The sequence below is a fragment of the Ralstonia sp. Ralssp135 genome (assembly GCF_047304345.1).
Lineage (GTDB): Bacteria > Pseudomonadota > Gammaproteobacteria > Burkholderiales > Burkholderiaceae > Ralstonia > Ralstonia chuxiongensis.
This window is the reverse complement of the sequence record NZ_JBGLYZ010000003.1, coordinates 117,420-138,917: the sequence shown is the minus strand read 5'-3', so window position 1 is coordinate 138,917 and position 21,498 is coordinate 117,420. Positions and strand designations below refer to the sequence as shown.

Here is a 21,498-nt window from a genome sequence, read left to right as displayed (position 1 = left end):
AGCGAACCGGAGACATCACATGCCCACGTTGAAACGTTTTGACGAAGACGCCTACCGCGCCACCTGCGACGCCACCATCGTCGCCGTGCATCCGGAGGGCATCGAGCTGGACGCAACGGTGTTCTACGCCCGCAGCGGTGGCCAGGCCGGCGACACCGGCACGCTCACCCTGGCCGATGGGCAAGCCATCGCGATTGCCGACACCGTCTACAGCCCCGATCGCCAAACCGTCCTGCATGTGCCCGCCGACAACGCTGGCCTCACGCTGCTCGTGCCCGGCACGCCCGTCACCGCCGCCATCGACTGGGAGCGCCGCCACCGGCTGATGCGGCTGCATACATGCCTGCACCTGCTGGGCTCGCTGATTCCCGTGCCGGTCACGGGCTGCGGCATCTCGCCAGACGCCGGCCGCATCGATTTCGACCTGCCCGAATCGACGCTCGACCGCGACACCCTCACCACGCAACTGAATGAACTCATCGGCCGCAACACGCCGGTGCGCATCGATCTGATCACGCCAGAAGAACTGGCCGCGCAGCCCGAACTCGTGCGCACCATCGGCGCGGCACCGCCGGCGGGCGCATCGGCCATCCGCATCATCCACATCGACGGCATCGACCGCCAGCCCTGCGGCGGCACCCATGTGCGCGCCACCGGAGAAATCGGCCGCGTTGTCGTCACCAAGATCGAAAAGAAGAGCCGCCAGAACCGACGCGTGGCTGTGGCGTTTGCAGATTGAGCGGCCGCCATGAACAAATCCGCCGCCCTGCCCATTGCACACATTGACCACGCTGAACGCCGGGGCCTGCTGCTCGGCTTCGTCGGCGTGGCCATCTTCAGCCAGACGCTGCCGTTCACGCGCATGGCCGTCGCCGAGCTGGATGCCACCTTCGTGGCGCTAGCGCGCGCGGTGCTGGCAAGTGTGCTGGCGCTGGCCATGCTGGCGGCCACGGGGGCGTTCTCCGCCGCCAAACGCCCGCGCGGCAATCAATGGTGGCAACTTGCGGTGACGGCGCTGGGCGTGGTGGTGGGTTTTCCGCTGTTTTCATCGCTGGCGATGCGCGATGTGCCGGCGGCCCATGGCGCCATCATCACCGGCCTGCTGCCGCTTGCGACCGCCATCTTTGCTGCCTGGTTCGGGCGCGAGCGGCCGTCCGCAGGGTTCTGGCTCTGCGCAATGGTGGGCAGTGTGCTCGTCGTTTCATTTGCGCTGCTGCAAGGTGCCGGCACGCTGCACCGCGCCGATTGGCTGCTTTTCGCCGCGATGGTGACGGGCGCCCTCGGCTATGCCACCGGCGGCAAGCTCGCGCGCCAGCTGGGCGGCACGCAGACGATTGCCTGGGCGCTGGTCGTCTCGCTGCCCGTGCTGCTGCCGCTGGTGGGCGCGCTGGCGTGGCTGCCGTCGACACATCAGGCCGAAGCGCTGGCGCATGCGTCGTCCCGCGCCTGGATCGGGCTGGCTTACGTGTCGGCCTTCTCCATGTTCATCGGTTTCCTGTTCTGGTACTCCGGCCTGGCGGCAGGCGGTGTTGCGCGGGTCGGCCAGATACAATTGCTGCAACCTTTCATGACGTTGATAGGCGGCTGGCTGCTGCTGGGCGAATCGCTGGACGCGCCTACCGTGCTGTTTGCGTTGGCTGTGATTGCCGTGGTCGGCATCGGCCGGCGAACGTCGGTACGCCGATAGCAACGTCTTCCCTCTTTTGTTTACCGCACTCACCAAGGAGTCTTCATGACCGCCTCGCACGACGCACAGGCCAAGCTCAAGCAACTCGGCATCGAACTGCCCGCCGCTGGCGCCCCCGCTGCCGCCTACGTCATGGCCGCACAAACCGGCAATCAGGTCTTTCTGTCCGGCCACATCGCCAAGAAAGACGGCAAGCCCTGGGTTGGCAAGCTCGGCGCCGACATGACCACCGAGCAAGGCAAGGCCGCAGCACGGGCCATCGCCATCGACCTGATCGCCACGCTGAACACGCACCTGGGCGGTGACCTCAGCCGCGTCAAGCGCATCGTCAAGGTGATGAGCCTGGTGAACTCCACCCAGGAATTCACCGAGCAACACCTGGTGACCAACGGCGCATCGGAACTGTTCGCCGACGTGTTTGGCGACGCCGGCAAGCATGCCCGCAGCGCCTTCGGCGTCGCACAGATTCCGTTCGGCGCGTGCGTCGAGATCGAACTGATTGCCGAAGTCGCCTGAGCGACCTGAGCGACGCTTTTTTCCCGCAGTCTCTAAGGTGACGGCCCAATGTTGGATGGGCCGGTTGCCTGCTATTCTTTTCGCTTTGCCCACCCACGGCACCCGCTCACGAGGTGGGCGCCGCAACACTAGGACCACACAATGGACCACACCGCCTGCACCTTCTCCAGCCGCGCTCAGAAACTGACCAGCTCGGCGATCCGGGAAATCCTCAAGATCACCGAACGTCCTGAGGTCATTTCGTTTGCCGGTGGCCTGCCCGCCCCCGTCACCTTCCCGGTCGAAGCGATTCAGGCGGCGTGCGACCGCATGTTTGCCGACAACCCGCAGGCCTCGCTGCAGTACACGCCCACCGAAGGCCTGTCGGTGCTGCGTGAGTGGATCGCCCAGCGTCATGGCGCGACCGCTTCGCGCGTGCTGATCACCACGGGCTCGCAGCAAGGGCTGGACCTGCTCGGCAAGATCTTCATCGACCCGCAAAGCAAGGTGCTGGTCGAAACGCCGACGTACCTGGGCGCCCTGCAGGCGTTCTCGCTGTTTGAGCCGACTTATACGTCCATCGCCACCGATGACAAAGGCCTGCTGCCGGACGCGCTCACGCCAGAGCTGGCTGCCGGCGCCCGCTTCTTCTACACGATCCCGAACTTCCAGAATCCGACCGGCCGCCGCCTGCCGCTGGACCGCCGCCAAGCCCTGGTGGCCCGCGCGAAAGAACTCGGCGTGCTGCTCGTGGAAGACGATCCGTACGGCGAGCTGAGCTACACCGGCGACGCCCTGCCGTCGCTGCGCTCGCTCAATCCGGACGGCGTGATCTACATGGGCTCGTTCTCGAAGATCCTGGCGCCGGGCATGCGCCTGGGTTACATCATCGCGCCCGAACACATCCACTTCAAACTCGTGCAGGCCAAGCAGGCATCGGATCTGCACACGCCCAGCTTCACGCAGCGCGTGGCGTACGAGGTGCTGAAGACCGGTCTGCTCGATACGCACATCCCGAGCATTCGAGACCTCTATGGCAAGCAGTGCGAAGCGATGCTCGACTCGCTCACGCGCCATATGCCGGCCGGTGTGCATTGGAATCGTCCGGAAGGCGGCATGTTCATCTGGGTTGAGGTGCCGGAAGGCATCGACACGATGGCGCTGCTGGAAAAGGCCGTCGCGCGCAACGTAGCCTTCGTGCCGGGCGCGCCGTTCTATGCCAATGCGCCGCGTCGCAATACCCTGCGGCTGGCGTTCGTGACGGTGGCACCGGAGCGCATCGAGCAAGGCATTGCCGTGCTGGGCGAGTTGATCCGCACGGAAATCGCAGCGCTCACGCCCAAGGCCGCCTAAATTACATAACAATCCATTCCATCCATTCAAGAAAGGAGCCGTCGTCGATGCTGCGGATCTGGGGAAGACTCTCTTCGGTCAACGTTCAGAAGGTCGTCTGGTGCGCGCATGAGCTGTCGCTGGACCATGAGCGCATCGACGTCGGCGGCGCCTTTGGCGGTGTCGACACACCGGAATTCAAGGCGATGAACCCGAACGGCATGATCCCGGTCATCGAAGACGGCCTGAACGATTCCGGCGACACCCGTTTCGTGCTGTGGGAATCCAACGCCATCGTGCGCTATCTCTCGGCACGCTACGGCCCGGGCAACCTCTACCCGCTCGAACTTCACGAGCGCGCCGATGCCGACCGCTGGATGGATTGGCAAGCCACGTCATACAGCCCGTCGATGGTGGATGCGTTCCTGCAGCTCGTACGCACGCCGGAAGACCAGCGCGACGCCGCGCGCATTGAACGCTCGCGCCAGGCCGCGGAGCGCAGCACGGCCATCCTCGAAGCCGTGTTAGCCAAGCTGCCCTACGTGGCCGGCCAGCGTTTCACCATGGCCGACATCGTGTGCGGCTGTGCCACGCACCGCTGGCTAGGCTTGCCGATGGAGCGCCCCGCGCGGCCGAACCTCGAACGTTGGATGGCCGAACTGCGCGACCGCCGGGCCGCGCGGGAAGTCCTGGCGCTGCCGGTGGTCTAAGCCCGCCGCAAAACCGATTGCGGTAGCATCACCAACCGCGCACGGCACCTACGCCGGCGCGGTTTTTTGTTTTCACCGAGGGAAACCCGGATGCCATTGAACCGACCTTCCACCACCGTCGCCACGATCCTGTGGGGCGCGCTTTACCTGGTTGCCGCCATCGTGTCGCACCGGCTGAATGGACCGGTCGACATGACGGGCTACATCTGGCTGCCGGCGGGCGTGACGATGGCCGCGTTCATGCTGCGGCCGTACCGCGAATGGCCGGGCCTGGGCGCAGCGTTTGCCGTAGCGCAACTGGCGCTGGCCGCGATCGAACACACCAACCCGGCCCACGCGATGCTCTTTGTGCTCGACGAAGCGGGCAGCGCCGCGCTGGCCGTGGCGCTGGTGCGGCTGGCGCGCGTGCCGCTTGAAGGGCTTTACTTCGTACGCGCGATGCTGGTGGCGGGCGCGGTCAGTGCGCTGCTGGGGGCGCTGTTCGGGGCGGCATGGTTTGCGTGGTCGCAAGGCGGCTCGTTCGGGCACGTGCTGCGCATCTGGGCGGCGTCGGATTTCCTGGGCGTGCTGATCGTCACGCCGGTACTGGCGGCATGGTCGCGCTTTCGCGCGTTCCGCTCGGGCGGCACGGACCGCACGGATTTCGTGCTCGGTCTGGCGGCCGTCGTTGCGCTGGCGCTGTCGGCGTACGTCATCTTCGATGGCAACAGCGATGCCAAATTTGGCGACGGAATTGGCTTTGCACTGACGTACGTCCCGTTGTTCTTTGCCGTGGTGGTGGCGCTGATGTGGGGTGGACGCGGTGGCTCGATGGCGGTGCTGCTGCTCACGCTGGTGGCGCTCACGCAAACCGCTGAGGGTGACGGCCCCTTCGCCGTGCTGGATCATCACTATGGCCAGTCGCTGCTGGAAGCGCAGCTGTACCTGGGCATTGCCGCGCTGCTGGTGCTGCTGGTGAGCGCGCTCAAGACCACGCGCGAACAACTGCACGAGCAAAGCGCGCAGTGGCAGAACCGCGTGGAACTGGCGTTGGCGGCGTCGGGCCAGCTCGTCTACACCATCGACCCCGCCAGCGGCCGCATCGACTGGGGCGGCGACGTCGCTCTCGTGTTCGGACACGAACCGGCGAGCATGGCGTCGATCTCGACCGTGCTGCAACTGGTGCATCCGGATGACCGTGATGCGTTGCGTGCGCGCTGGTTCGGGGCAGCCGCACTGGAAGACGAGGCCGCAACGCCCGCACGCCGCCAGACGCTGCGCATCACCGCGCGCGACGGCACGCTGCACACCGTGGTGGATACCGGTGGCCCACTGACGGACGCCGTCGGCAACACCGCGCTCGTAACCGGTACCTGGTCGGTCGAGACCGCACTGTGACCCAATCGGCGTCCGGCAGCACGGCTGTGCTGCTAATCCATGGCCTGGGCGGCACGGCCTACGACCTGGGCGTGCTGCAGAAAGCGCTGCGCAGCGCTGGCGCCATCACGCACGTGCCGACCTTGCCCGGCCACGGTACGCGCCCCGAAGACCTCATCCACATGCCCGCCGAAGCGTGGCTTGACACGCTCACGCAAACGTATGAGCAGCTCGTCGCAGAGCACGACACCGTGCATATCGCGGGGATGTGCATGGGCGCATTGCTCGCGCTGGTGCTGGCGCACCGCGTTCGGCATGGCAGTGCGCGCCCGCAAGACAGGCTGGCGCTACTCGCCACGCCCATTCATATCGATGGCTGGTCGACGCCGTGGTATCGGAATCTGCGCTACGCGGTGTATCGCATCCCGGGCATGGCCGCGCGCATGCGCGTGGAAGAAGACGAGCCGTTCGGCATCAAGAACCCGCTGTTGCGGCGGATCATCAAAGCCAAGCTCGCACGCGGCGACAGCTTCCACTACCCCTGGGTGCCACTCGCATGCATTCGGCAGGTGGATCGGCTACGACGCTGGGCGCTGGCCGGGGCGCCCGATACGCAGTGCCAGACGCTGGTGATCCATTCACGCGAAGACGAACTCACCAGCCTGCGCTCCGCCGAAACGCTGCAGGCAACCCTGCCCCACGTGCGCAGCGTGGTGCTGGAAAACAGCTACCACATGATCTGCGTAGACAACGACCGCGATCAGGTGGCCGCAGAGGTCCTCGGCTTTTTCGGTTTCGGCCCGGCGGTAGCCAGGCGCAAGAGCCCAGCCACCGCGGAGTGATCGGGCCGATCAGGCAGCAGGCCCCACGCTTTCGTGCTCGTGCGCCGCGTCCAGCCGGCGCTGCCGCTCGCTGCCCTTGAACACGCCCCGCACCACCACAAAGAACACCGGCACCAGAAACACCGCCAGCACTGTCGCCGTGATGATCCCGCCCAGCACGCCCGTGCCAATGGCGCGTTGGCTGGCCGATGCAGCGCCGCTCGCAATCGCCAGCGGAACGACGCCAAACGCAAACGCCAGCGAAGTCATCACGATCGGCCGGAAGCGCAGGCGCGCTGCCTCCAGCGTGGCGTCGATCAAGCCCATGCCCTGCGCCACCAGATCCTTGGCCACTTCGATGATCAGGATCGCGTTCTTGGCCGACAGGCCGATTGTGGCAATGAGCCCCACCTTGAAGTAGATGTCATTGGGCAGAAAGCGCAGCGTTGCACCCAGTAGCGCGCCCAACACGCCCAGCGGCACCACAAGCATGACGGCCAGCGGAATCGACCAGCTTTCGTACAGCGCGGCCAGACACAAGAACACGACGAGGATCGACAACGCAAACAGCGCCGGCGCCTGCGCACCCGACAGACGCTCTTCGAACGACTGCCCCGTCCACTCGTAGCCAAAGCCCTCAGGCAGGCTGCGGGCAATCGACTCCATCGCCGCCATGGCCTCGCCGGAGCTGTGACCGGGTGCCGGCGAGCCGGTGATCGTCATGGCCGGAAAGCCGTTGTAGCGATCCAGCTTGAGCGGCCCGACGATCCACTTGGTGGTGGTGAATGCGGAAAGCGGCACCATGGCCCCTGCTGCATTGCGCACGTGCATGCGGCCAAGCTGCTCGACCGAGACGCGCTGCTTGCCGTCTGCCTGGACGATCACGCGGCGCACCTGGTTGCGGTAGACAAAATCGCCCGCGTAGTCGGAGCCGAACATCACGGCCAGCGTGCGGTTGATGTCCTCAATCGATACGCCCATCGACAGGGCTTTCTTGCGGTCCACATCGATCAAAACCTGAGGCGCATCGCCCTGGCCCGCAAACGTGACTTCCGACAGCGCGGGATGCTTTGCCGCCTCCGCCAGCATGTGGTCGCGCGCCTGTGCGAGGCGCTCGTAGCCGGCGCCGCTGCGGTCTTGCAGACGCAGGTCAAAACCGGGCTTGCTGCCCAACTCCGGCAGCGCGGGCGAGTTCATCGCCATGACCATCGCGCCCTTGATCTTGCCGAACGCCGCGTTGGCGCGTTCGACCACGGCATCGACGTGCTGGTCGGCGCCCTTGCGCTGCTTCCAGTCCTTGAGCGTCAGGAACAGCATGGCCGCGTTCTGGCCGTTGCCGTACAGGCTGAACCCGGTGATGGCCAGCGTGGACGCAACGGCCGGCTCCTGCGTCATGAAGTGCTGCTCAGCCTGCCGCACGACGTCGAGCGTCTGCGCCTGGGTGGCGCCAGTCGGCAGCATGACGACGGTCATGAATTCGCCGGTATCTTCTTCCGGCAGAAAGGCCGTCGGCAGTTGCGTGAACAGCAACACCACCACGCCGATGACCGCGCCATATGCCACCAGTGCGCGGCCCGTGCGATTGAGCAGCTTGGCGACACCGTTCTGGTAGCGTGACGTCAACCGCGCAAAGCCCCGGTTGAATGCGCCGAAGAAGCCTTTGCGCTCGGCACCATGACCTGACTGCACCGGCTTGAGCAGCGTCGCGCAAAGCGCGGGCGTGAGCGTCAGCGCCAGGAATGCCGAGAACACCATCGACACCGCCAGCGACAGCGAAAACTGCCGGTAGATGTTGCCCACCGCGCCGCCAAAGAACGCCATCGGCACGAACACCGCCGTCAGCACCAGCGAGATGCCGACAATCGCCCCACTGATCTGCCGCATCGCCTTAGCGGTCGCCTCGCGCGGCGAGAGCCCTTCTTCGTGCATCACGCGTTCGACGTTTTCCACCACCACGATGGCATCGTCGACAAGGATGCCGATGGCAAGCACCAGGCCGAACAGCGTCAGCACGTTGATGGAGAAGCCCATCGGCAGCATCACCGCAAACGTACCCAGCAGCGCGATCGGCACGACCAGCGTCGGGATGAGCGTCGCGCGCAGGTTCTGCATGAACAGCATCATCACCAGGAACACCAGCACCACGGCTTCGAGCAGCGTCTTGACGACCTGTTCGATGGCAATGCCGACAAAGCGCGAACTGTCGTACGCGACCTCGTAGCGCACGCCTGGCGGGAAATGCGCCTGCGCTTGGTCCAGCACCGCTCGCACGCGCTTGGCCACACCCACGGCGTTGGCGCCCGGTGCGAGCTTGATGCCGATGGTCGTGGCCGGCTTGCCGTTCATGCGCGAGAGGTACAGGTAATCGCTGCCGCCCAGTTCCACGCGGGCCACGTCGCGCAGCAGCACCATGCGACCCTGCGCGTCCGCACGCAGAGGAATCTGGCCGAATGCGTCCGGCGTCGTGAGCCCATCGTCACCGGTGACGCTCGCGTTGATGGGCGCGCTGCCCGGCACGGCTCCGCTGCCGATCTCACCCACGGTGATGCGCGCGTTGTAGCGGCGCACGGCATCGCTCAAGTCACCGGCGGTGAGGCCCAATGCGGTGAGCTTGTCGGCATCGGGCCAGATGCGCATGGCGTATTCCGCATCGAACAACTGCGCGGTGCCGACGCCCGGCACGCGGCGCAACTGCGGGATCAGGTCAGACGAGGCGAGGTCGCCCAGGTCGATGCCGTCAAAGCGGCCGCGCTCGGCCGTCAGCGACAGATACATCATGTAGTTCTCGGCCGCCTTCTCGATGCGGATGCCGTTGCGGCGCACGACTTCAGGCAGGCGCTCCTCGACGATCTTCAGCCGGTTCTGCACCTCCACCGCTGCAAGATCGGGGCTCGTGCCCTGCGTGAACGACAGGTTGATCGACACGTTGCCCGCCGCGTCGGACGACGACGACATGTACAGCAGCCCCGGCGCGCCGTTCATCTCGCGCTCGATGATGGCGGTCACGGCGCTCTCCACGGTGCGCGCGGACGCCCCCGGGTAGTTGGCCGAAATGCTGACATTGGGCGGCGCGATGTTCGGATACTGCGCCACCGGCAGCTTGGGCAGCGCGAGCACGCCGGCCAGAATGATGGCCAGCGCAATCACCCAGGCGAAGACCGGGCGGTCGATAAAGAAGCGTGCCATGGTCAGCCCTTCTTCGGCTTCGTGTCGGCGCGCGATGCCGCAGGCACGGGCTTGACCGCCATGCCGGCTTCCAGCGTCTGCATGCCTGGAATGGCGAGGCGTTCTCCACCGGACAGGCCGCTCGTCACCAGCCATTGGTCGCCGGCCAACGTTTGCGCAGCCACGGGCTGCGCCGCCAGCGTGTTGTCTGCCTGCACCACAAACACCGTCGCCCCGTGGCGGTCGCGCTGCAACGCGCCCTTCGGAATCGTCACCGCGCTTTGCTGCACGGCATGCGAGAGCTTCACGCGCACGTACATGCCGGGCAGCAGCAAGCCATCGGGGTTGGGCAGCACGGCGCGCATCGAGACGTTGTCAGTCGCGCGGTCCACCGCCAGATCGGAGAACAGCAGCTTGCCCGGGCGCTCGTACGCCACGCCATCGCTCAGGATGACCTGCACGCCGATGTCCTGGCCGCTCAATGCAGCGGCTTGGCCCTTCTTGAGCGCGCGCTGCAAGGCGAGCACCTCGGCGGCGGGCTGGGCAAAGTCGACATAGATCGGATCGATCTGCTCGACGGTGGTGAGCGGTGTGGCAGCGTCTTCCTTGACCAGCGCACCTTCGGTGACCTGCGCGCGGCGCGAGCGGCCAGCAATCGGGGCCGTGACGGTGGCATAGCCCAGGCGCAGTTGCGCAGTTTCCAGCGCAGCGCGGCCCGACACCACGTCCGCTGCGGCCTGACGTTCGGCGGCCTGCGCTTCAGCGTATTCCAGCTCGCTCACGGCGCGCGTGGCGGCCAGCTCCTTGTAGCGCGCAGCCTTGTCGCGGGCGATGGCGAGTTGCGCCTGCGCGCGGGCAAGCGCCCCTTGCGCGGCGTCCACCTGTGCCTTGAGCGGCGCCGGATCGATGCGAAACAGCACCTGGCCGGCCTTGACCGCCTGGCCTTCGTCGTAGGCGCGCTTGAGGACGATGCCGTCGACGCGCGCACGCACTTCCGCCGTGCGATACGGCTCCAGGCGGCCGGGCAGTTCGGTCACCAGCGGCGCATCGGAGCGTTGCGCAACGGCAAACTCGACCTCTGGCGGGCCGGCCGGCTTGGCGGCCTCATCAGCATGCTTGCCGCACGCCTGCAACACAGCCAGCGCGCAAGCGCACAGCAACCACCGGGACGAACGGGAACGACGGAACAACACAGAGAACATCATGAGAGGGGGCTGGGCGCGACCGCGCCCGAGGTCTTGAAAAAGCGAAGCGGAAGGCTAGCACGCACATCCGCCGCAGTCTGACCGATTGATTTCCCAGTCTGATCAAGACCTTACGAAGCAAGCGCTGCGTGCGTACGCAGGCCGGCCTGCTTCTGCTTGGCGCTGTTTCAGAAGACGCGACCCAGCTGCAGGTACACGTTCCACACGCCCTGCGGCGCCACCGCAAAACCGAAGTACAGCGGCCCGATGGGGCTGTTGCCGCCAACGAATACGCTGCCGCTCTTCAGGTAAGGGCCCCGCCCGAAGTTGTTGCGCAACTGCCAGACGTTGCCGGCCTCGGCGCTGGCGCCGAACACCGGAGCGCGCAGGCCGAGCAGGTCGTCCACGCGCAGGTCGTACAGATACGTCAGGCGGCCGTACAGAAGGTACTGGCCGTTGAACTGATCCTGCGCGTAGGCGGAAAGGTGCTGGAAACCGCCCAGGAAGAAGCCCTCGTTGGCGCCGTTGCCCGTGTTGCCATTGTTTTCGCGCGTCGGGCTGTTGACGCCAAACAGACCCGCCCCTTCCAACGCCACATTGAACGTGTGGCGGCCGTAGCTGGTCGCCCACAGGCCCTTGGCCTGCGCGGTGTTGAACTTCTTGTCGAGCGAGCCGAAACCCGCTTCCACGCTGCTGTAGAAGTAATAGCCGCTACGCGGGAACAGCGGATCGTCGAGTTGGTCAAGCGTGAGCTGGGCGCGGAAGGCCGGCTGCTGGGCGCGCAAGGTGTCAACGGTCGTCGCATCCACGATATTTCCGGACTCGTCCGCGATCAGCTCCAGGTAATTGAACGTCGCCGCCTTCCTGACGTAGTTCACGCCTAGGCGCAGTTCACCCTTGCGGCCCAACGGGATGCCCAGGTCAACGCCGGCGCGCGCTGTCTCGATTGTCAGGTTGTTGAACGGCTTGGCGTCCCGGGTTGGCGGCAGATCGTCAAAGTAGAGATCCGATCTGCGGCGCGAATACTCTGCATACGGCGCGAGGTAGAACCCCTGCGATTGCCACAGCGGCTGCCGCAGTTCGGTGTGGATGCCCGCCCGGTTGCTGCCAAGCACGATGTCATTGCGCCACTCCAGCCCGCTCTGCGTGAGCCATGGATACCGATGACCAAGGTTGACGTTGAACGCGCCGCGCCCGTCGAAGTTGGTCGACATGCCCAGCCCGAACAGGAAGAACTGGTTGCCCCACGACTTTTCATGCGCATCGATCTTCAGCGTATGCACGCCGTTCTCTTCCACCAGTTGCTGCGTGACGGTTTCGAAGTCGCCTGTGGTGGCCAGCGCCGACAGCTCGCGGTTGAGCGCTTCGGCGTCATACGCGTCGCCTTCGCGCACCTTGATCAACTGGCGCACGCGCGCGGGCGGCACGCGGCCGCTGGTGGTCACGTCAATGGCGTCAATACGTGCGCCCGCCACCAGCGTGCCCTGCGGCTCACGGGTAGCGCGGTACGCGGCATATGCCTGCGGCGACAGCGAGAGCACCGCGAGCTTGGCCTCAACGCCCTGCGCGGCGCGCTCGCCCTGCCGCACGCCCTGCGGGCCCTTGGCGAAGTCGGTAAATGAAAGCTCCGAGAGCTGCGGCTCGATCAGCACATCCTTGTCGCGCAGCAACGCCTTTTGCGCGCGCACGTTCTGGCCGACGAGGATGGTGATCATCTGCTGCGTCACCGCCGCCGGCGAGGCCAGGTCTTCCGGCCGCTGCAAGTCCGACCCGATGTTGACGGCGATGACGATGTCGGCCCCCATATCGCGCGCGAGCTGCACGGGCAAGTTGCTCACCAGGCCGCCATCCACCAGCGTGCGTCCGCCCACTTCAATGGGCGCAAACAGCCCCGGCACCGCCATGCTGGCCCGCATTGCCAGCGGCAGCGAGCCGTGGTCGAGAATCACCCCGTCGCCCGTGGCCAGATCCGTCGCCATGGCCTTGAACGGAATCGGCAGGCGCGAGAACTCGATGTTGTCGGGCCACTGCGCCGTCCAGTTCTTGAGCAGCGCGAGCAGGCGGTTGCCCTGCACCAGGCCGGTGGGCAGCCTGAGCTTGCCGTCGCCATAGCCGGCGGACAGGCCGATCGGATACTGGAAATCATCCTCACGCAGCGATTGCGGCAGCTTGGCGCGGTCGTTGCGGTCGAAGGCGATGTCGCTCAGGTCGACCTGCGAGAGCTTCTGCTCCAGTGCATCCGCACGCATGCCGCTGGCGTACAGCCCGCCCACCACGGCGCCCATGCTGGTGGCGGCAATGACATCCACGGGAATACGCATGCGCTCCAGCATCTTGAGCACGCCAATATGCGCATAGCCGCGCGCCCCGCCGCCCGAGAGCACCAGGCCGATACGCGGCCGCGTCGATTCGGTGTTCGCCTGCGCGGGCGCTGCCGCAGTCTGGCCATGCACGGCGGGCGACAGCGTTGCCAGCGTCACAAATGCAGCGAGCACGGCGGCAGCCCATCGGGAGCCGCGTCGGCGAATCGGAAAGGCCGTCAGAGAAGCCATGGATAGGGGGCGAAATGGGGTGGTGGTCTGCGCTGCAGGCGCAATGATTCCACAACCCGGATTTACCCGGTGCGATTGCATGCGCCGCGTCAACCCTCGCCCCGCAGCCGATGAATACTTTTCAGGGCGAAAGTGACAGAATATTGCGGTGACCCGGACACGCTTGTTCCTACAATCCGCGTTTGCCCCTGCGAAAAAGGGGCAGCAGAAGACGTTCGGTATCGAGAAGAACCGAAACGCCCAAACAGGAGGAGATCAAGATGTGGAATCAAGTCTATGACCCGCTCGGCAGCGCCGTGTGGTCAACCCTAGCGGCCGGGATACCGGTTGCGGTACTGCTGTGCTCGCTGGCGTTCTTCCATATGCAGGCCCATCTGGCGGCCGGGTTGGCGCTGATTGTCGGGGTGGGGATCGCCTCGTTCGTGTTCGGCATGCCGACCGCAATGGCCGGCAAGGCGGCAGGCCTCGGCATCATTTCAGGCCTGTTCCCGATTGGCTGGATCGTCCTGAACATCATCTTCCTGCACCGGCTCACCACCTTGAACGGGTCGTTCAAGGTCTTACAGAGCTCGATTTCCGGCATTACCGAAGACCGCCGCCTGCAACTGCTGCTGGTGGCGTTCAGCTTTGGCGCTTTCTTTGAAGGCGCAGCGGGCTTCGGCACGCCGGTGGCTGTCACGGGCGCCATCCTGATCGGCCTGGGCTTCTCGCCGCTGGCCGCGTCCGGCTTGGCCCTGATCGCCAACACCGCCCCGGTGGCCTACGGCGCACTGGGCGCGCCGCTCATCGGGCTGGCCTCGGTCACGGGGCTGGACTTGCTGAAGCTGTCGGCCATGGTTGGCCGCCAGTTGCCGTTCTTCTCGGTGCTGGTGCCGTTCTGGCTGATCTGGGCGTTCGCGGGCTTCCGCGGCATGCTGCAGATCTGGCCGGCGATCCTGGTGGCGGGCGTGTCGTTCGCCATTCCGCAGTTCCTGGTGTCGAACTTCCACGGCCCGTGGCTGGTGGACGTGATCGCCGCACTGGTGTCGATGGGCTCGCTCACGCTGTTCCTGAAGGTGTGGAAGCCCAAGACGATCTGGACCTCGACCGCCCTGCGCAACCGCGAGGACAACTCCCGCGTCGACCCCGAAGCCGCTGCCGAAGCGCGTGCCGCTACCAGCGCTGATGCCAATACCAAGATCACGCGCGTGCAGGCTTGGCTGCCGTGGGTGATCCTGACCGTGTTCGTGTTCATCTGGGGCATTCCGCAGTTCAAGGCGTTCGCCGACGGTCTGTGGCAATTCAAGTTCCCGATCCCCGGTCTGGACAAGATGGTGCTCAAGGGCCCGCCGGTGGTCGCGAAGGAGACCGCCGAAGGCGCGGTGTTCCTCTTCAATGTGCTGTCGATGGCGGGTACGGGCATCCTGGTATCGGCCATCGTGGGCGGCCTGCTGATGGGTTACTCGGTGCCGCGCATGGTCAAGGAATACTGGAACACCATCAAGCTCACGCGTTATTCGCTGCTGACCATCTGCGCGATGTTCGGCATCGGTTATCTCACCCGCTATTCGGGCCTGGACGCAACGCTGGGCCTGGCCTTCGCCCACACCGGCGTGCTGTACCCGCTGTTCGGCACGATGCTGGGCTGGCTGGGCGTGGCGCTCACGGGGTCGGATACGGCCTCGAACGTGCTGTTTGGCGGCCTGCAGAAGACCACGGCCACGCAACTCGGCTTGTCGCCAATCCTCATGTCGGCAGCCAACAGCTCGGGCGGCGTGATGGGCAAGATGATCGATGCGCAATCCATCGTCGTGGCCTCCACCGCCACCAAGTGGTACGGCCACGAGGGCGACATCCTGCGCTACGTGTTCTTCCACTCGCTGGCGCTCGCCTTCCTGGTGGGCCTGATGATCACCCTGCAGGCCTACGTGGAGCCGTTCACGCGGATTGTGGTGCACTGACCGCCCTCTCCCGGATAAATAAGAAAGCCGCTCCTCAACCGAGCGGCTTTTTTTATGGCGCGATGCGTCTCACGGCCCGCCCGGCGCCTCCCACGGATCACAGCTGACGCTCTGAACTCCAACCGTCGAGCAAAAAGCCCCACGCACCGAGCTCTGAGCTCCAATCGCCGAGCAAAAAGCCTCACGCGTCGAGCTCTGATCTCCGTAAGCCGGGCCGCCAGCAAGGCTGCTTTCACGCGCGTATCATGGGCGGCTCTTCCGCGCACGTCCCGCCCTGGGGCGTCGGTCTCCTCTCCCCGACCCGACATGCTGCTGCGCCGCCTAGAAAAGCTCATCGATCCGTTCCGCCCCCTGCCCGACACGCAGCCTCCGGCCAATGTCTGGCGCTTCTACGCGTACTTCCTGCGCGAAGTGCGCGGCGTCTTCGCATTCCTGCTGCTCGTGGGGTTGCTGGGCGCGCTGATCGAGGTCGCGCTATTCGACTTCCTCGGCCGCATCGTCGACATGATCCAGGCGACACCAGGGCCCGAGTTCTTCGGCCGCCACCGCAACGAATTGCTGTGGATGGCCTTTGTTGCGCTGATCGCGCGGCCCGTCATCTTCGGCCTGCACGACGTGCTTGTGCACCAGGTCATCAACCCGAACCTGTCGAACCTGATCCGCTGGCAGAACCATCGCTACGTCCTCAAGCAGAGCCTGACGTTTTTCCAGAACGACTTTGCGGGCCGCATTGCCCAGCGCATCATGCAGACCGGTTTCTCGCTGCGCGATTCCGCCGTGCAGGCCGTGGATGCGCTCTGGCATGTCGTGATCTACGCGATCAGCGCGATGGTGCTGTTTGCCAGGGCCGACTGGTGGCTCGTGGTGCCGCTGCTGGTGTGGATTGGCTGCTACATCGCGGCCCTGAGCTACTTCGTGCCGCGCGTAAAGGCGCGTTCAGTTATCGCCACGGAATCGCGCTCCAAGCTGATGGGCCGCATCGTGGATGGCTACACCAACATCACGACGCTCAAGCTGTTCGCCCACACGCAGCACGAAGAAAGCTATGCGCGCGACGCCATGGCGGAGCAGACCGACAAGACCCGCCTGTCCGGCCGCATGATCAGCGGCATGGATTTCGCCATTACGGCCATGAACGGCCTGCTGATCGTCGGCACGTCGGCCCTCGCGCTGTGGCTGTGGAGCCAGGGCCGCGTGAGCGCTGGCACCATTGCGCTGACCACGGGGCTGGTGATCCGCATCAACAACATGTCGGGCTGGATCATGTGGGTGGTCAACGGCATCTTTGAAAACGTCGGGCAGGTGCAGGACGGCATGCAGACCATCGCGCTGCCGCGCGCCGTGATCGACCAGCCCGGCGCCAAGCCGCTGCACGTCACGCAGGGCGAAGTGCGCTTCGAACACGTGGGCTTTCACTACGGCAAGGGCAGCGGCGTGATCGAAGGGCTGGACCTCGTGGTGCGCCCCGGTGAACGCATCGGCCTGGTCGGCCCGTCGGGCGCAGGCAAGTCGACGCTCGTGAACCTGCTGCTCCGGCTTTACGACGTGGAGCGCGGCCGGATTCTGGTCGACGGCCAGGACATTGCGGCCGTGACACAAGAGAGCCTGCGCGAGCAGATCGGCATGGTCACGCAGGATACGTCGCTGCTGCACCGCTCCATTCGCGACAACCTGCTCTACGGCAAACCCGGCACCACCGAGGCGGAGTTGATGCAAGCCGTACGCCGTGCGCGCGCCGACGAGTTCATCCCGCAGCTATCCGATGTGCAAGGGCGACGCGGCTTTGACGCGCTGGTGGGTGAACGTGGGGTGAAGCTCTCGGGCGGTCAACGCCAGCGCATTGCGATTGCGCGTGTGCTGCTCAAGGACGCGCCGATCCTGATCCTGGACGAAGCCACGTCAGCGCTGGATTCGGAAGTGGAAGCGGCCATCCAGGAAAGCCTGGAAACGCTGATGCAGGGCAAGACCGTGATTGCCATTGCGCACCGGCTTTCGACCATCGCACGCATGGACCGGCTGGTGGTGCTCGACGGCGGCCGCATTGTCGAGAGCGGCACGCACGCCGAGTTGCTGGAACACGGCGGCCTGTATGCGCGGCTGTGGGCGCATCAGACCGGCGGGTTCGTTGGGGTGGACTGAGCGTTACGAGAGGCGCCGTCCGAGCGTCTCGGGCACCATCGCCAGACCGATCAGCGAGACGAGGCCGCAGCCGATCACGTAGAAGGCCGGCGCGTTTGCGTTGCCCGTGAGCTGGATCAGCTCAGTCGAGAAGAACTGCGCAAAGCCACCGAAGATGGCAATGGCAACGCAGTAGGCAATCGACAGGCCCGTGGCGCGCAGCCGCTGCGGCAACACCTCGCTGACGAGCACCATCGAGGCCGGCGAGGTCATCGACATCGGCACCGACAGGCAGCCGACCACGATCAGCAACCGGGTGAGCGAAGGCTCGGCGTTGATGAGCGCGAAGGCCGGATAGATCATCGCGAGCAGCGCAACGCGCGACCACAACACCACCTTGCGGCGCCCGACGCGATCGGCCAGCCGTCCCGCGAACGGTGACAGCACCACCTGCACCAGCGCCGCAATGCACGCCGCCCAGATGCCCAGCGACAGCGGCATGTGCAACACGCTCACGGCGTAATTGCTGAGGTAGTAGACGATGATGTACGTGGACGAGGCCACGCCGATCATCAGCAGAATGCTCGCCACCAGCGTGCGGCGGTGTTCGCGCAGCAGCGGCAGCGTGGCGTCGGCTTCGCGCGTGCTTTGCGGCGCGGCGGTTTCTTCAAGGTGCCGGCGGATGATCAGGCCGACCGGGATCACGAGAATGCCGATCACGAACGCAAGCCGCCAACCCCACGACTCCAACGCGGCGGGCGCCAGCACATTGCTCAGCAGCAAGCCGACCAGCGCGCCGAACAGCGCCGCCAGCCCCTGGCTGAACGGCTGCCAGCTCGTGTAGAAACCGCGCGAGCGATCATCGGCGTATTCCAGCAGCAGCGCAGTCGAAGCACCCATCTCGCCGCCAATGGCAAAGCCCTGCACGAGCCGCGCAAGCACGACGAGCACCGGTGCGAGGATGCCGATCTGGGCGTAGGTCGGCGTGACAACGAAGATCAGCGACGACAAGCCCATCAGCCACAGCGTGAGCGCCACGGCGGGCTTGCGGCCTGCGCGGTCGGCGTACATGCCGATCAGCAGACCGCCGAGCGGCCGCATCAGGAAGCCGACGCCAAACGTGGCGAACGACATCAGCAACTGGCCGGTCGCGTTGCCGACCGGAAAGTACAGCCGGCCGATCAGCGTGGCAAAGAAGCTGTAGACCACGAAGTCATAGAACTCGAGGCCGTTACCGATCGTGATGGCGGCAATGGCGCGCGTGCGGGACAGCGGTTGCGCGTGGACCGTCGCCTGCGCGTCGGCGCGGCCGGCGTACGACGGCGCAGAGGTGTGGTTCGACATCGGTTGTCTCCAGAAATCGTCTTTCTTTTTTTCCGGCCGGGCTCACGCCCCGCTTGCCTCTTCAGCCAACACGGCTGCTGCGTTGGGCTTCACGCGCAGATACCACGCTGCCGACATGAGCAGTACCCAGCCTGCGCCAACGTACAGCGCCACGCGGGTATCTTCCATGGTGCCCAGCACGCCGATCACGAACAGCATGAACGCGATGGCGAGTGCCGGCCCGACGGGCCACAGCGGTACCTTGAACTTGAGCGCGCGCACTTCTTCGGCCGACAGACGCCGGCGCATGGCCACCTGCGAGAGCAGGATCATCAGCCAGACCCAGACGGTCGCGAACGTGGCGATCGACGCGATGATCACGAAGACGTTTTCGGGGATCAGGTAGTTCAGCACCACGCCGCCCAGCAGCGCACCGGCCATGAACAGCACCGTCACCCAGGGCACGCCGTGGCGGGAAGTGGCCGCAAAGATGCGTGGCGCCTGGCCCTGCTCGGCCATGCCGTACATCATCCGGCCCGCGCCGAAGATGTTGCTGTTGATGGCCGAAATGGCCGCCGAGATGACGATGAGGTTCAGGATCGCCGCGGCAGACTGGATGCCCAGCCCCGAGAAGATCTGCACGAACGGGCTGCCCTGGCCGTCGATACCCGTCCACGGGAAGATCGCCATCAGCACACACATGGTCAACACGTAGAACAGCAGGATGCGCGCCGGCACAGCGTTGATGGCCTTCGGGATGACCTTGTCGGGGTTCTGCGCCTCGCCGCCGGTGATGCCGATGATCTCGACGCCGCCGTACGCAAACATCACCACGGCAAACGAGGCGATGAGGCCACCCACGCCATGCGGCAGGAAACCGCCGTGCGACCACAGGTTGCTCAGGCCGGACGCATGCTCGCCGTTCATCTTCACGCCGAGGAACAGGATGACGGTGCCGCCGATGATCATCGCGCCGATCGCCACGATCTTGATGAGCGCGAGCCAGAATTCCATCTCGCCGAACACCTTGACGTTGCACAGGTTCAGGCCGCAGATGAGCATGACGATGCCCAGCACCCAGACCCATTGCGGCACCTCGGGAAACCAGAAGCCCATGTAGATGCCGAAGGCCGTGACGTCAGCCAGGCAGACGATCACCATTTCGAGGATGTACGTCCATCCGGTCAGAAAGCCGGCGAGCGGACCGAGGTTGTCGCGCGCATAACGCCCGAACGAACCGGAGACCGGCTGGCGCACCGCCATCTCGCCGAGCGCGCGCATGACCATGTAGACGGCCGCGCCGCCGATGATGTACGCGAGGATCACGGCCGGCCCGGCCAGCTGGATGGCCGAAGCGGAGCCGTAGAAAAGGCCCGTGCCGATGGCCGAACCGAGCGCCAGAAAACGGATATGCCGTGCGCGCAGGTTGCGTTGAAGGTGTTCCAAACTGTCTCCTCTTTATGTCGGCGAGGTTGCCTGCGGGGCCGGTCCGGGCTTGACGCGTGGGTCGATCGGACGTGAATTCATATACAGACAACATCGCTTAGATGCGTATGTTGTTGTATATACATTATAGATGGCATTGGGGTATTCCCGAAGGGCTACGCCCCAGCACCTCCAGCCAGCGCGCAAAGAAAAAGGCGGACTTTTGTCCGCCTTGGATTCGCTTGCGGTGAACGCCGCGCAGCCGGTGCGACTGAGGGCGCTACACCCAGCCCATGCCGCCAACCAAAGCCCCTACCCCCACCAGCACCAGCGGGTGTATGCGGGTGAAGGTACAGGCCACGACCGTTGCGACGGTCAGCGCGATGGTGCTAAAGCTGCTGTCTGCCCCGCGGGCAAGCACCCAGCCGGTGGAGAACAACAGACCGATCGTCAGCGGTGCAAGGCCACGGCGGACCAGCGCGATCCAGCGCGCGTCGGGCTTGCGGTCCATGACGCGCGCGATGACGGCGGCGATCACGCAGGATGGCCCGCAGATGCCAACCAGCGATGCGATTGCACCGCCCAGACCTGCCGCCTGCCACCCGAACAGTTCCACAAACAGCACGTTGGGGCCTGGGGCCGCCTGCGAGATGGCATACATGGCGCTCAGCTGCTCGCTCGTCATGTAGTGGCGCGTATCGACCAGGAAACGATGCATGTCGGGCAGCGTCGAGCTTGCCCCGCCGATGGCGAGAAACGACAGCACGAGAAAGTGCCAAAACAGGTCGAAGACGGTGGCGAGGTAGCTCATCGCATCGCCCTCCATTCGAGCAGGAGGGCAAGCGGTATCAGCACCAGCATCACGGGAAGCAGCGGCCACTGCAACACGCCGATGGTGAGGACGACCGCCAGACCGATGCCGACGGCACGCCAGGTGCGGGACTGGCCCTGCGCCAGCTTGACGGCGGTTGAGAGCACCAGCCCCGCCGCTACCGCTGCCATGCCCTTGAGCAGGTTCTGCACCAAAGGCAGCGCGCTGAATTGGTCGTACAGCATGACGATCAACAGCAGCAGCACGGCAGGCGTGAGCACAAGACCGCCCATTGCGGCTGCGGCGCCACGCACGCCGTGGTACCGATAGCCGAGCATCACCGACAGGTTGACGACATTCGGACCGGGCAACACCTGCCCCAGACTCAGCAGCTCGGCGAACTCGGTGTTGGATAGCCAGCGGTTGCGATCCACAATGCCGGCACGCGCGAACGGCAGCACACCACCAAAGCCCGACAGCCCCATGCGCGCAAACTCTGTGAAAAGCTTGCGGCACGAGGGAACGTTTGCGTCTGTCGCCGAAGCCGCATCAGGCGTTGCGTGCGGATCGCTCATCGGA

Annotated in this window: 16 protein-coding genes; 9 read left to right on the top strand and 7 right to left on the bottom strand. The window is 65.5% G+C overall.

The features are described 5' to 3' along the window. Positions 1-19: 19 nt before the first annotated feature. The 7 genes from ACCD03_RS04220 to ACCD03_RS04190 all read left to right on the top strand — a co-directional run bounded on the left by ACCD03_RS04220 (position 20) and on the right by ACCD03_RS04190 (position 6,422). Positions 20-739, top strand: a complete 720-nt coding sequence (locus ACCD03_RS04220; protein WP_413410952.1) for an alanyl-tRNA editing protein — start codon at positions 20-22, stop codon at positions 737-739. A gap of 9 nt (positions 740-748) precedes the next feature. Continuing rightward, on the top strand, positions 749-1,687 hold the full coding sequence (locus tag ACCD03_RS04215; protein WP_413410951.1) for a DMT family transporter: 939 nt from the start codon (positions 749-751) through the stop codon (positions 1,685-1,687). A 45-nt stretch (positions 1,688-1,732) separates the two neighbouring features. Further along, positions 1,733-2,203 carry a RidA family protein gene (locus ACCD03_RS04210; protein WP_004629056.1) on the top strand — a complete coding sequence of 157 codons (471 nt, stop codon included), beginning with the start codon at positions 1,733-1,735 and terminating at the stop codon, positions 2,201-2,203. A gap of 141 nt (positions 2,204-2,344) precedes the next feature. Then, positions 2,345-3,535: a PLP-dependent aminotransferase family protein gene (locus ACCD03_RS04205; protein WP_413410950.1), complete on the top strand. Its 1,191-nt coding sequence runs from the start codon at positions 2,345-2,347 to the stop codon at positions 3,533-3,535. A gap of 47 nt (positions 3,536-3,582) precedes the next feature. Then, positions 3,583-4,224, top strand: coding sequence for a glutathione S-transferase family protein (locus tag ACCD03_RS04200; protein WP_413410948.1), 642 nt, complete (start codon positions 3,583-3,585; stop codon positions 4,222-4,224). A 90-nt stretch (positions 4,225-4,314) separates the two neighbouring features. Then, positions 4,315-5,601 (top strand): MASE1 domain-containing protein, encoded by a 1,287-nt coding sequence (locus ACCD03_RS04195; protein WP_413410947.1) that lies wholly within the window; start codon positions 4,315-4,317, stop codon positions 5,599-5,601. Further along, complete coding sequence (locus tag ACCD03_RS04190) at positions 5,598-6,422, top strand: alpha/beta hydrolase (RefSeq protein ID WP_413410945.1); 825 nt, start codon at positions 5,598-5,600, stop codon at positions 6,420-6,422. The genes ACCD03_RS04195 and ACCD03_RS04190 overlap by 4 nt, the downstream gene beginning before the upstream one ends. A 9-nt stretch (positions 6,423-6,431) precedes the next feature. On the opposite strand, the gene ACCD03_RS04185 is transcribed toward ACCD03_RS04190, so the two are convergent. The 3 genes from ACCD03_RS04185 to ACCD03_RS04175 form a co-directional block, all read right to left on the bottom strand. After that, the gene (locus ACCD03_RS04185) at positions 6,432-9,587 is read right to left on the bottom strand and encodes a multidrug efflux RND transporter permease subunit (protein WP_413410944.1); all 3,156 of its coding nucleotides are present in this window, start codon (positions 9,585-9,587) and stop codon (positions 6,432-6,434) included. Between the two features lie 2 nt (positions 9,588-9,589). After that, positions 9,590-10,771, bottom strand: a complete 1,182-nt coding sequence (locus ACCD03_RS04180; protein ID WP_413410943.1) for an efflux RND transporter periplasmic adaptor subunit — start codon at positions 10,769-10,771, stop codon at positions 9,590-9,592. Positions 10,772-10,938: 167 nt separating this feature from the next. Beyond that, positions 10,939-13,302: a patatin-like phospholipase family protein gene (locus tag ACCD03_RS04175; protein ID WP_413410942.1), complete on the bottom strand. Its 2,364-nt coding sequence runs from the start codon at positions 13,300-13,302 to the stop codon at positions 10,939-10,941. Positions 13,303-13,562: 260 nt separating this feature from the next. Between ACCD03_RS04175 and ACCD03_RS04170 the strand changes: the two genes are divergently transcribed. Together ACCD03_RS04170 and ACCD03_RS04165 are read left to right on the top strand one after the other, a co-directional pair. Then, positions 13,563-15,242: an L-lactate permease gene (locus ACCD03_RS04170; RefSeq protein WP_024976212.1), complete on the top strand. Its 1,680-nt coding sequence runs from the start codon at positions 13,563-13,565 to the stop codon at positions 15,240-15,242. A 306-nt stretch (positions 15,243-15,548) separates the two neighbouring features. Beyond that, on the top strand, positions 15,549-17,381 hold the full coding sequence (locus ACCD03_RS04165) for an ABC transporter ATP-binding protein (protein WP_413410941.1): 1,833 nt from the start codon (positions 15,549-15,551) through the stop codon (positions 17,379-17,381). Positions 17,382-17,384: 3 nt separating this feature from the next. Here the strand turns inward: ACCD03_RS04165 and ACCD03_RS04160 are convergent, their stop codons facing one another. The 4 genes from ACCD03_RS04160 to ACCD03_RS04145 form a co-directional block, all read right to left on the bottom strand. Beyond that, positions 17,385-18,704 carry an MFS transporter gene (locus ACCD03_RS04160; RefSeq protein WP_413410939.1) on the bottom strand — a complete coding sequence of 440 codons (1,320 nt, stop codon included), beginning with the start codon at positions 18,702-18,704 and terminating at the stop codon, positions 17,385-17,387. A gap of 42 nt (positions 18,705-18,746) precedes the next feature. Further along, positions 18,747-20,129 (bottom strand): amino acid permease, encoded by a 1,383-nt coding sequence (locus ACCD03_RS04155; protein WP_045204462.1) that lies wholly within the window; start codon positions 20,127-20,129, stop codon positions 18,747-18,749. 259 nt (positions 20,130-20,388) lie between these two features. Then, entirely contained in the window at positions 20,389-20,934 is a 546-nt protein-coding gene (locus ACCD03_RS04150; protein WP_253536694.1) for a chromate transporter, read from the bottom strand. Continuing rightward, complete coding sequence (locus ACCD03_RS04145) at positions 20,916-21,494, bottom strand: chromate transporter (protein WP_316671763.1); 579 nt, start codon at positions 21,492-21,494, stop codon at positions 20,916-20,918. Before ACCD03_RS04145 ends, ACCD03_RS04150 begins: the two co-directional genes overlap by 19 nt. Positions 21,495-21,498 lie beyond the last annotated feature (4 nt).